Here is an 11,267-nt window from a genome sequence, read left to right as displayed (position 1 = left end):
AATATCCTTGCAATCACGGCGTAAAATTTACCTAAATTCATCATTTTCCTTTTTTGTTTTTTGCGGGATTTTACAAAATTTAGGCTAAATTTTAGATTTGCTTAAATCGTAATCTGATCGAATTTAACACGACCGTGACCGAGCTAAAGCACATCGCAGCAGCACCGTAAACAGGCGTTAGCATGAGTCCTAACGGCGCTAGAACTCCGGCCGCGACGGGGATGCAAACAGCGTTATAAACAAACGCCCAAAACAAATTTTGCTTTACCGTTTTCATCGTCTCGTTGGCCAAATTTATCGTAGATACCGCGCTTTTTAGATCGTTTTTTACTAGCACTACGTCGCCGGCCTCTTTTGCGATGTCTGCGCCGCTACTCATCGCGATACCGGCATTTGCTTGTTTTAGCGGTGCGGCATCGTTGATACCATCGCCCACAAATAGCACCGCACCCTCTTCTTGCAGGCGTTTTATGGTTTCAAATTTTTCATTAGGTAGCATGCCGGCAAAGACCTTCTCTACGCCTAGCTTGCCAGCCACGTTTTTTGCGGTGAAGGCGTTATCTCCGGTTAGCATTACGGGCGTTATACCGATGTCCTTTAGGCTTTGAATAGCCTGCACGGCGTCGTCCTTTACCCTGTCGCTAAGCGCGATAAATCCAACGTAAATTTTATCCACGGCCGCGAGTACTACGCCGTTTCCTTCGTTTTGCGCTTTGGCGATTTGCTCTTTAGCCTGCGCGTTTATCTCTACGCCAAGCTCGCTTAAAAAGGCCTCGTTGCCCGCTATTACGCTGCCGTCCTCGCTCTTTACGCCGCGTCCGGCGATGTTTTCAAAGCCCTTTTCATCGCCTAAAATTTTAAGCCCGAGCTCGTTTGCGTATCTAACGATCGCAGCAGATATCGGATGCGAGCTTTTAGCCTCTAGCGCGGCGATTTTGGCTAAATTTTCATCGTTTATATCGGTAAAATTTACTGAAATTTCGCCCTTGGTTAGCGTTCCGGTTTTGTCAAATACCGCGTATTTCACGCTGCCAAGCACCTCTAAAACCTCGGGATTTTTGATGAGGATTCCGTTTTTAGCGCCTAGAGATAGCGAGGAGACGATAGCTATTGGGGTGGCAAGCCCCAGCGCGCAAGGACACGAGATAATGAGCACGCAAACCGCGCTTAGCACGCCTTGCAGCGCATTTCCCGTAAGCGCAAACCACGCAAAAAACGTAACGACGGCGATAGCTATCACGCTAGGCACGAAGATATTTGCCACGCGGTCGGCAAAGCGGCTGATAGGCATCTTTTTGCTCGACGCGTCGCTTAAAAGCTCTAAAATTTGCGACAAAAGCGTCTGGCTAGCGAGCTTTGTAACCTTTACGTTGATGTAGCCGTTTAAATTTATCGTTCCGGCATTGACCTCGTCGCCTTGTTTCTTGTAGACAGGGAGGCTCTCGCCCGTTAGCATCGAGGTATCGATCTCTGCGCCGCCGTTTATCACTACTCCGTCGCAAGGCACCGCGTAGCCGCTCTTTACGACCGCGATGTCGCCTATTTTTAGGCTCGCGGCATCGACTTCCAGCGCGCTACCGTCTTTTTGTAGTACGAGAGCGGTTTTTGGCGACATATCCATGAGCGATTTTATATAATCGCCCGCGCGAGCTTTTGAGCGCTCTTCTAAAAATTTACCAAGCAGCACGAAAGCCGTTATCATGGCTGCACCCGAGACGTAGAGGTGGCGCATGTTTTCAGGCAAGCGATCGCCCGCGATAAAAACGCCCAGCGAGTACGCAAACGCCGTACTTGTTCCCAGCGCGACGAGTACGTTCATGTCGAAATTTTTATTTTTTAGCGCGCCGTAAGCATGGATGAAAAAATCCCGCCCGCACGTAGCTATCGTGATAAAGGCAAGCGCCAGCATGATAGCCGATTTTGCCGTGCTTGGCTGCTCGCTCATCTCAAGCGCCATGATCACCGCACTAAAAGCTGCGGCGGCTAGGAAATTTCGGCGTAAATTTAAGATATGCTTCTCGCGTTTGGCTTCAAATTCCGCCAAATCCTTTGCCACGCCGTAGCCTAGTTTTTTTATTTTTTCCTCTATCGCGGCTTGTACTTCGGCGCTTTCTATGATAAATTCACCCGAGCCGTTTGCGAAGCTAACCTTCGCGTCTAGTACGCCCGCGATCTTTTTCGTCACGCGCTCGATGGCGTTTGAGCAGTTTACGCAGGTCATGCCTGCGATGTTTAGTTTGATATTTTGCATCAAATTTTCTCTATGACGCTAAATCCCAAATCATCTAGCTCCTCTTTAAATTTCGCCTCGTCCTTGCCTTCTAAATTTACGCTCACGACTCTTGGCTCTACGCTAAGATCGACCTTTATCTCGCCGTATTCATCGCCAAGAGCGTTTTTTATGGTGTTTGCGCAGTTTTCGCAGTGGATATTAGCAACCTTAAATTTAGTCATTTTATCTCCTTTATCATATGGTGGTATTTGTGAGAATTTATGATCATTTCGCAGTCGGGCTCAAAGCCCAAACGCTCGTAAAAAGCCATGGTTTTAGGCTTTTTTTCATCGACGATGAGAGCTACTTTTTTGATATTTCGTTTCGGTGCCAGGGTAAAGATAAATTTGATCAGCTCTTTTGCGATGCCTCGTCCGCGAAATCTCTCGTCCACGGCAAGACTATCGATATATAGCTCGTCCGCGAAGCACTCCGTCTGCGGAAATTCGTTTGAGCCAAGCATCTGCAAATGCGTCCTAATGGGCCCATCTAGCGTTTCAATCTCGCCTCCGTCGTAAGCGCAAATCACCCCAGCGATCTCGCCGTCAAATTTGAAAACAAAAACGTTGTTATAGCTTAGGCGGTTTACCTCGCTTCTAAAAAATTTATACAAAATTTCATCGCTCTTAACAGGGTCGCTCACGCCGCTAAGCGTAAAAGCGATATCCTCCATGGCTAAATTTAACAGCTCTATGCAGCGCGCGGCGTCGTCTTTTTGGGCATTTAAAATCATAGGAGGATTATAGGACTTAAAGCTAAATTTTTTGCTAATACGCTCAAAATCTCGCGTTTTAAAAAAATGCAAAATTTTTTTAGATATAATTGGGCAAAAATTTTTAAAGGAACAAAATGGGACGAGCGTTTGAATATAGGCGCGCCGCGAAGGAAGCGCGCTGGGACAAGATGAGTAAGGTTTTTCCAAAACTCGCCAAAGCCATAACAGTAGCGGCTAAAGAGGGCGGCACCGAGCCCGATATGAACCCGAAACTTCGCGCCGCGATAGCAGCGGCCAAGGCGCAAAATATGCCAAAAGATAACATCGACGCGGCTATAAAACGCGCCAGCGGCAAGGATAGCGCGGATATCAAGACTATCTTTTACGACGGCAAGGGCGCGCACGGCGTGCAGATCATCGTCGAGTGCGCTACTGATAACCCTACTCGCACGGTTGCTAACGTCAAGGCGATATTTAGCAAAAACGGCGGCGAAATTTTGCCTAGCGGAAGCCTAAATTTCATGTTTACGAGAAAGAGCGTTTTTGAGCTTGATATGCCGGCAAAAGAGCTTGACGAGATCGAGCTAGAGCTTATCGACTTCGGTCTAACCGAGATCGAGGAGGAAGACGGCGTGCTTTATATCTACGGCGATTACGCAAGCTTTGGCACACTTAGCGAAGGTATCGAAAAGCTGGGCCTAGAGGCTAAAAAAGCAAGCCTGCAGTACATCGCAAATTCGCCCGTAAGTCTAGACGAGGAGCAAATGAACGAACTAGAAAAACTACTCGATAAGCTCGAAGACGACGACGACGTGCAAGCGGTTTATACAAATATAGAATAAATTTAAGGAACAAAATGAGAAACGACGAACTAAAAATCTACGACATCGACGCAGCCGAGCTTGCTAAGCTCAAATTTGCCGTTATCCACACCGAAAAAGGCGATATGAAGCTTGAGCTCTACGGCGACGAAGCGCCGCAAGCGGTAACGAATTTTGCCACTCTTGCTAAAAGCGGCTTTTACGACGGATTAAATTTCCACCGCGTGATCCCAAATTTCGTGATCCAGGGCGGCTGCCCGCACGGTACGGGCATCGGAGGGCCGGGCTGGCGCATCAAATGCGAGTGCATAGGCCAAAAACACAAGCATAAACGCGGAACTCTATCTATGGCGCACGCCGGACGCGATACGGGCGGCAGTCAATTTTTCGTCTGCCACAGCGCGCAGCCGCACCTTGACGGCGTGCATACGGTGTTTGGCCAGATCGTGGACGAGCCCAGCCTAAAGACGCTAGATAGCGTTAGGCAAGGCGATAAGATAAACTCGATCGAAATTTTAGAGAGTTTGTAAAATTTGATGAAATTTGCGGCGGAGGTTAAAATTTGACCAAAATCGCCGCAATTTTTATCTTTTTATATAAATTAATTTGTTAAAATAGCTTTTTAATAATTTTTAAAGGACACCTCTTGAACCCAAGCGTTTCAAATGCGGCAAAACCGCAAAAACCTTTTCTTATTAGAATGTTTACCAACCTCGCGTTTTGGGTGGTTTTCGGCATCGTTGCGGGCATCGCGGTCGGCATGATCTTCCCTGATCTAGGCATCGCGAGCAAGCCGGGCATCGACTACTTTATCAAAGCCTTAAAAGCCCTCATCGGACCGATCATTTTCCTCACGATCGTCTCAGGTATCATCGGACTTGAGAGTATGAAGGAATTGGGCTCTATCGGACTTAAAGGATTTATCTACTTTGAGGTCGTGAGCACCTTAGCCCTTGCCGTGGGAATAATCTTTGGCGAGACGCTAAAACCGGGTCATGATATGCACCTTGACTACACGCAGCTTGACGCCTCTAGCGTGGAGAAATTTACGAGCCAAGCCTCGAGCATAGACGCAAATAGCGGACTCATAGCCCATACGCTTCATATTTTGCGCGGTGCGGTGCCGGTAGACGGCATTTTCCCTTACGTACATCTGCTTGATCCTTTTAGCAAGTCAAATACGCTGCAAGTGCTATTTATGGCGATCGTAACGGCGGTTATTATATCTTTTTTGAAACACGATCATAAAAGCAAAATCCTAAAACCGCTTGAGATAATTCAGCACTGGGTACTAAAACTACTTACGATTTTGATGCTATTTAGCCCCGTCGCGGCGTTTTCGGCGATGGCGTATTTGATCGGTAAATTCGGCATTAACTCGCTTTTGGGTATGCTTGAGTTGCTTTTCGTTATGGCTTTTGCGAGCTTATTTTTTATATTCGTCGTTCTGGGTATAATTTGCTATTTTGCAAAGGTCAATATCTTTAAATTTATGCGCTTCATCGCAAAAGAAGTTTTGATCGTATTTGCGACTAGCTCCTCAGAGACCGCGCTAGCTCCGCTCATGCAAAAGCTAGAAGCCGCAGGTATCCACAGAGGCGCGGTTGGTCTCATTATACCGACTGGATACTCGTTTAACCTAGACTGCACGAACATCTACCTATCGCTTAGCGTTATTTTTCTCGCTCAAGCCTTCGGTATCCCGCTAACCGTCGAGCATTTGATACAAATTCTCGTCATCTTGATGGTAACGAGCAAGGGTGCGGTCGGTGTCACGGGCTCTGGATTTATCATACTTGCCGGTACGCTTGCCGCGCTTCCTAGCGCAGGTATCCCGGTCGTTACGGTTGCGGTGCTGCTCGGCGTGGATAAATTTATGTCCGAGATGCGCGCGGTCGGAAACCTCTGCGGTAACGCCGTAGGCTGCCTAATCATCTCGATCTGGGATAAAAAAGTAGATATAGAGAAATTCCGCTACGCGCTCGATCATCCGGACGAATTTCACTTCCATTCGTAAATTTAAGGCGGTGGGCTTTTAGCTCATCGCCTCACACAAAACTACCTAAATTAAAATTCGTATTTAAATCCCGAAATCCTACCCTTGTCGTCAAATTTGATCAAAAGCTCTTTGCTAAATTTGGCTACGATTTCGTCTTTGGCTTTCTTAAAAAATCCACCCTTTTCGACGTTTTCATCAAATTTGACTCCGTTAAATTCCAAAAAGCTTTTGATAAAAATTTTATGATCTACGTCGTGATTTTGTATGCAGCCGCTTGCGATTTTAATAAACTCGTGCGCGCCAAGAGGCTCAAAAAGCGAGGTCGGCGCGTCAGTGATCGCTACAAACGCGCAGCCCTTATCGTGCCTGCAGCCGTAGTAGCATAAATTTTCGCCCACTGCTCCGCACGCGGCTATGCAAAGCGTATGGCCGTTAAAGGTTTCATCTAGCTCAAAGCTCGGTTCGCTAAAAGCCTGCAAGCCCCACTCCGTCCCCGCGCGCAACACCTCCGCCGAAAACCGCGTCGCCTCCTCGCCGAAGTTATTTACGTTCGCGTGCCCCCATAGCCACGTGTCGCTCAAGTTTGACTCGCTGCCGATAAACTGTATCTTGTAAATTTGATCGCCGAAAGTTATCTCGCAGCGATCAAAATCCACGTTCCAGTCGAGGTTGCCGACAATATCCGCAAATCTGTTTTGCACGGTCGCCATCTTGCCCAGCGTCGCCGAAAACACCTGATGAAAGTCCGAAAAGTCGCCTACGTAGCGTAAATTTCGCATTTTTGCTCCTTTAAAATTAGTTTGCGAATTATACCGATTAAATTTTAAACTTGCCAAAAAATATTAAAATTTTATTTTAAGCTTAATTAAAAGATAGTATAATTTCATAAATTTTATCTCAAATTTAGGAGCGAACATGGATATAGTCGAGAGATTTTTACGCTATACGAAGATCAACACAACGACAAACCGCGAAGCGGGCGCGGCGGGCGTGATGCCGTCAAACCCAACCGAGCACGATCTAGCAAAGCTGATAGAAAGCGAGCTAAAGGAGCTTGGCTTGCAAAATATAAAAAGACGAGAAAATGCCATAACCACGGCCGTTTTGCCGTCAAATTCCGCTAAAAAGCTGCCGTCCGTGGCGTTTTTCGCGCACCTTGATACGAGCGCGGAGCAAAAAAACGATACGAAAGCGCAAATCGTACGCTACGAGGGCGGCGACGTCACGCTAAATAAAGAGCTAGACATAACACTCAAACTTAGCGAATTTCCAGAGCTTGCCAGCTACGTCGGAGACGATCTCATCGTGACAGATGGCACCAGCCTGCTAGGCGCGGACGACAAGGCCGCGATCGCCGCCATCGTAAACGCCGCGCAGTTTTTCATACAAAACCCACAAATCGAGCACGGCGACGTGACGTTTGGCTTTTTACCCGACGAGGAGCAAGGCCTGCGCGGGGCCAAGGCGCTTGACGTCTCGGAGATCAAGGCTGACTTTGCCTACTGTCTTGATTGCTGCGGCATAGGCGAGCTGATTTACCAAAACTGGAACGCCGGCGACGCGGTCGTGACCTTCGTCGGGCAGTCCGCGCACCCGATGAACGCCAAGGGCAAGCTCGTAAATTCATTGTTGCTCGCGCACAAATTTATCTCGATGCTACCCGGCGGCGAAGCGCCTGAGTACACGGACGGCGTCGAGGGCTACTACTGGGTCAAGGAGCTGTCTGGCAACAGCGCAAAGACCGTGCTAAAGCTTGACGTTCGCGAATTTAACGAGGCAAAATACGCGCAGCGTATGGCGTTTTTGCAAGATCTTGCCGACTCGTTTGCTAAAATTTACGGCGCGCACAGGGTGCAGATCAGTCTAAAAGACCGCTACAAAAACGTATTTAACTACCTCGAAGGCGGAGAAAACAGCCTACCCGTCGTCGCAGCAAAGCAAGCCTACGCACGCCTAAATATCGAGCCAAAAGTGATCCCAATGCGAGGCGGATACGACGGCGCGGTCATCTCGGAAAAAGGCGTACCGTGTCCGAATCTCTTTACCGGCGCGCACAACTTTCACTCCATCTACGAGTACCTGCCGGTAAAATCGCTACGAGCGGCCAGCAACGTCATCTGCGAGATCGTAAAAATCATAGCAGAGAAATAAACCGGGTCAAATTTGAGGGCGCCTTCGCTCTCAAATTTGCAAGTCGCCGCCATCCCTTTATCGCCGGTTTACGCTACCGAGACTCGTCCCTTTACGGCGCTAGCCCAAATTTTCGTCAAATTTAACCCGCTCGCCCGAATTTAAGCTCGCTTTGCGTAAAATGCAAAGAGTGATTTTAAATAGGAGCAAATTTAATAAAAAAGATACTTTTACCGCTAATCGCGGCTTCAGCCTTATTAAACGGCGCCGATCTAGACGCGCTGCAAAAGGAGTGCGACGGTGGAAAGGGCGCAAGCTGCTACGAGCTTGGAGTCTTGTACGACAACGCTAGGGAAGGAGCCGCGCAGGACTATAAAAAGGCGGCCGAGCTCTACTCAAAGGCTTGCAAGTTAGGTAACGGCGCCGGCTGCTCAAATTTGGGCTTTGCCTACGCAAACGGACGCGGCGTGAAGCAAGACTACGCAAAGGCTAGCGAATTTTACGCCAAAGCCTGCGACATGGGCAACGGCGGCGGATGCTACAATCTAGGCAACCTATACGCGAAGAGACGAGGCGTCAAAGAGGACGCAAATGCAGCCAAAAAATACCTCAAAAAAGCGTGCGAAATGGAGCCCGAGCTAGCCTGCGACCGATATAAAGAATTTACTCAAAAATAACATTCACCGCCTTTGCTCGGTAAATTTGATAGAAAAAGTACCTACCTGCGAGATACGAGGCGCGTAAGGATTAAATTTAACTAATTTTCTAAAATTTAGAGATTTAAAAAAGGGCGACAAACGCCCTCCGCGTAAAAAGTCGGCAAAGCGCCGACTTTATCAAATTTAGCTCCGTAAATTTAGAGCATAAAAAACGCTATAACGCACACGGCTATCGCCATCGCCGGAGCCGTTCGCTTAGCTATCTCGACCGGGCTAACCATAGCAAGACCGGCGCACACGATCGCAGCACCCGCGATAGGAGACGACGAGCGGCCTAGCGCGCCAGAGATCGCAGCGGCCATGCCTAGTTTATCTTGCGCGAAGCCAAGATCTGCGGCATGCACGGTGATAGCTTGGTTAAACGCCATAGTAGCCGCATCCCCAGAGCCCGTAACCGTACCCATAAGATACGGCACGAAAGTACCGCCGTAGCGCACGAACTCTTGAGAGTGTTTTAGCCACTCGGTGACCGCGTCGATCGCGCCGCACGCCTTTAGACCCGCGACGAAAACGCCCGCGGCGATGATGATACCAATAACCTCGGCGTATGCGCTACCCATACCGTTAAAAAACTCTTTGGTGATCTTCTCCGGGCTCGTCCACGTAATGAAAACCGCGATGATAGCGCCAAGGATCATAGCCTCGGCCACGCCCATCTTCGTCCAGCTAAAATACTTAATCGCCACAAAAAGGCCGTAATGATCGCCGAAAAATTTCTCGACACTAACGCCCCGCGGATCGCCCAGTACCGCTACGATACTATTCAAATTCGTCAAGAAAAAATCCCTAGCATAGCTACTTATTACCGCACCGACGACTAGGATAACTAGCGGGATGAGAGGCGCTAGAGCAAAGAGTAAATTTACCTTAGTCTGCGTCGCTTCGCCCGCGTTGCTTGTAGATTTAGGCGAAAAATCCTGTCCTTTTTGATAATCTTTAAAAATAATAGCCGTCAAGCTAATCACGATCAAAACGACGATACCGGCGGCTACGGCGTTTGGAAACTGCACGCCGATGACGTCTTGGACGGTGTAGGCTTCATTTGTTTTTTTAACCATGTCGGTTACGAAGATATTGTGCGCCGAGCCAGGGCTTAGCACGCCGCCAAACGTACCGGCAAACACAGCAGCTCCAGCCATCGCAGGTCGTACGCCAGAGGCCATCAAAAGCGGTATCATCGTAGCTCCGACCGCAGCCGAGCAGCCCGCAGCCGACGGTATCGCGATATTGATAAAATAAGTCAGCACGAAGGTAGCCGGAATCAGCAAAAATCCGATATTTTTCATCGGCTTGGTAAGTAGCAAAACCAGGTGCTGGTCGCACTTAGTCACCTTCATAACGTAAGCAAAGCCCATGCTGGCGCAAATCGCCTTGATAAGGCCGGCAGAGGTCATCGACTTCGTAAAGCTCTCAAGCGCTCCGAGCGGATTTAGGCAGATGACGCAGAGTACGAGTCCTACGCCGATGAGCACGGTTTTGGTCTCTCTTTTTTTGACCAATAAAAACACGACGGCGATCAAGCCTATGACCGCACAGATTAGCTTAGCAGTAGCCATTTTGTCCCCTTTCGTTTTGTGTTTTATACTTATTTCAAATTTAGATCAAATTTGCACCGCTTGGGTTTTGCGAGCTAAATTTGAGTCAAATTTAATCTTTTCGTTTAAATTCGTCGATGAACGTTTATCTAAAATTTGCGGGCCTCTAAAAAACCGCGCCTCAAATTTGAGTTTTCGTCAAATTTCGCCGAATCGTAACTACTATTTTAAAGAACGCTTTTGCCGATTTTAGCCCGCTCTTAAATTTTAGCATGGGCTCAAACGGCTAAATTTTAAAGCTGTCTCCAACCTTTATGAGCTCGGTTTCTTTTTGGTACGCCATTTTTAAAACCGGGCTGTTTTCCATGCCCATCACGGTTGCGTTTTCACCCTTTATCCTTAGAGCCGTACCTTCAGGTAGCGCGTAGATCAGGCTTTTTTGATTTACTATCAAAAACTACTCCAGCCTCTCCTCCCTGCTTTCGCCGTTATGTCCAGCGATCTTGCCGCTGATAAAATGCGGATTTATCTGATGCGGGAAGATATTTAACGCATCAAAGCTTTTTGGCATGATGATAGGCATGTCGTTTGTCGTCATCATCGTGCTTCCGGCAACGTTTGCGCCCGCACTCCAACCAAAATATGGCACCCCGGCCTCCACTCTTTGCCTGATAGCTTCGACTAAATCAAATTTATAAAGATAGTAAAGCAGCACAAATGTGTTTCCGCCGCCGATACAAATAGCTTTAGCTTCGGCTACGGCGCGTTTTGGATCGCTAAATTTATGTATAGAGGCGATATTTTTGTATTCCAGGCAGTCGATGACTTTTTGCTCGTATTCGTCGTTTGTGCGGCGAACTCCGGCGTACGGGATAAAAAGCACCTGCTCGTCCCAAACCTCGCACTCTTTTAAAAAGTCGTATATCCAGTTTTTACAATGCCTAAGATAGCCCGTATCCTTGTAACTCGAACTGCTTAAAAGCAAAGCCTCCTTCATAAAGTCCTCCTAAATTTTCAAATTTTATTTCCCTCAAAATCAAAAAACGTAATTTAAAATATAAAGATAATATAAAAAA

Annotated in this window: 10 protein-coding genes and 1 pseudogene; 5 read left to right on the top strand and 6 right to left on the bottom strand. The window is 47.9% G+C overall.

The window, feature by feature from the left end; translation table 11 throughout:
• Positions 1–91: 91 nt before the first annotated feature.
• Genes Q0200_RS00095 through Q0200_RS00085 form a run of 3 tightly spaced genes read right to left on the bottom strand, consistent with a single transcriptional unit; the run spans position 92 to position 3,005 of the window.
• Positions 92–2,251, bottom strand: a complete 2,160-nt coding sequence (locus Q0200_RS00095) for a cation-translocating P-type ATPase (protein WP_297936408.1) — start codon at positions 2,249–2,251, stop codon at positions 92–94.
• On the bottom strand, positions 2,251–2,454 hold the full coding sequence (locus Q0200_RS00090) for a heavy-metal-associated domain-containing protein (protein WP_297936406.1): 204 nt from the start codon (positions 2,452–2,454) through the stop codon (positions 2,251–2,253). The genes Q0200_RS00095 and Q0200_RS00090 overlap by 1 nt, the downstream gene beginning before the upstream one ends.
• Entirely contained in the window at positions 2,451–3,005 is a 555-nt protein-coding gene (locus tag Q0200_RS00085) for a GNAT family N-acetyltransferase (protein WP_297936404.1), read from the bottom strand. Before Q0200_RS00085 ends, Q0200_RS00090 begins: the two co-directional genes overlap by 4 nt.
• 116 nt (positions 3,006–3,121) lie before the next feature.
• Here Q0200_RS00085 and Q0200_RS00080 point away from each other — a divergent pair, with 116 nt between their 5' ends.
• The 3 genes from Q0200_RS00080 (at position 3,122) to Q0200_RS00070 (ending at position 5,825) form a co-directional block, all read left to right on the top strand.
• Positions 3,122–3,829, top strand: coding sequence for a YebC/PmpR family DNA-binding transcriptional regulator (locus Q0200_RS00080; protein ID WP_002953058.1), 708 nt, complete (start codon positions 3,122–3,124; stop codon positions 3,827–3,829).
• Between the two features lie 14 nt (positions 3,830–3,843).
• Positions 3,844–4,338 (top strand): peptidylprolyl isomerase, encoded by a 495-nt coding sequence (locus Q0200_RS00075; protein WP_297936402.1) that lies wholly within the window; start codon positions 3,844–3,846, stop codon positions 4,336–4,338.
• Between the two features lie 116 nt (positions 4,339–4,454).
• Positions 4,455–5,825: a cation:dicarboxylase symporter family transporter gene (locus tag Q0200_RS00070; RefSeq protein ID WP_297936400.1), complete on the top strand. Its 1,371-nt coding sequence runs from the start codon at positions 4,455–4,457 to the stop codon at positions 5,823–5,825.
• A 50-nt stretch (positions 5,826–5,875) separates the two neighbouring features.
• Here Q0200_RS00070 and Q0200_RS00065 read toward each other — a convergent pair whose 3' ends face one another.
• Entirely contained in the window at positions 5,876–6,586 is a 711-nt protein-coding gene (locus tag Q0200_RS00065; RefSeq protein WP_297936398.1) for a DUF6882 domain-containing protein, read from the bottom strand.
• 136 nt (positions 6,587–6,722) lie between these two features.
• Here Q0200_RS00065 and pepT point away from each other — a divergent pair, with 136 nt between their 5' ends.
• Positions 6,723–7,958, top strand: coding sequence for a peptidase T (gene pepT / locus Q0200_RS00060; protein WP_297936396.1), 1,236 nt, complete (start codon positions 6,723–6,725; stop codon positions 7,956–7,958).
• Between the two features lie 179 nt (positions 7,959–8,137).
• Positions 8,138–8,614 (top strand): tetratricopeptide repeat protein, encoded by a 477-nt coding sequence (locus Q0200_RS00055; RefSeq protein WP_366118004.1) that lies wholly within the window; start codon positions 8,138–8,140, stop codon positions 8,612–8,614.
• A gap of 179 nt (positions 8,615–8,793) precedes the next feature.
• Here Q0200_RS00055 and dcuC read toward each other — a convergent pair whose 3' ends face one another.
• A complete protein-coding gene (gene dcuC, locus Q0200_RS00050; protein ID WP_297936393.1) occupies positions 8,794–10,212 on the bottom strand; it encodes a C4-dicarboxylate transporter DcuC in 1,419 nt (472 codons plus the stop codon).
• A gap of 265 nt (positions 10,213–10,477) precedes the next feature.
• Positions 10,478–11,188: pseudogene (pepE, locus tag Q0200_RS00040) on the bottom strand (dipeptidase PepE).
• Between the last annotated feature and the right edge of the window lie 79 nt (positions 11,189–11,267).

The organism is uncultured Campylobacter sp., from assembly GCF_938045225.1.
Lineage (GTDB): Bacteria > Campylobacterota > Campylobacteria > Campylobacterales > Campylobacteraceae > Campylobacter_A.
This window is presented reverse-complemented; position numbering and strand designations above follow the sequence as displayed.

Bases quoted from the DNA above. Each gene is read 5' to 3' on its own strand.
- Q0200_RS00095 (WP_297936408.1), bottom strand. From the start codon at position 2,251: ATGCAAAATATCAAACTAAACATCGCAGGCATGACCTGCGTAAACTGC.
- Q0200_RS00090 (WP_297936406.1), bottom strand. From the start codon at position 2,454: ATGACTAAATTTAAGGTTGCTAATATCCACTGCGAAAACTGCGCAAAC.
- Q0200_RS00085 (WP_297936404.1), bottom strand. From the start codon at position 3,005: ATGATTTTAAATGCCCAAAAAGACGACGCCGCGCGCTGCATAGAGCTG.
- Q0200_RS00080 (WP_002953058.1), top strand. From the start codon at position 3,122: ATGGGACGAGCGTTTGAATATAGGCGCGCCGCGAAGGAAGCGCGCTGG.
- Q0200_RS00075 (WP_297936402.1), top strand. From the start codon at position 3,844: ATGAGAAACGACGAACTAAAAATCTACGACATCGACGCAGCCGAGCTT.
- Q0200_RS00065 (WP_297936398.1), bottom strand. From the start codon at position 6,586: ATGCGAAATTTACGCTACGTAGGCGACTTTTCGGACTTTCATCAGGTG.
- pepT (WP_297936396.1), top strand. From the start codon at position 6,723: ATGGATATAGTCGAGAGATTTTTACGCTATACGAAGATCAACACAACG.
- dcuC (WP_297936393.1), bottom strand. From the start codon at position 10,212: ATGGCTACTGCTAAGCTAATCTGTGCGGTCATAGGCTTGATCGCCGTC.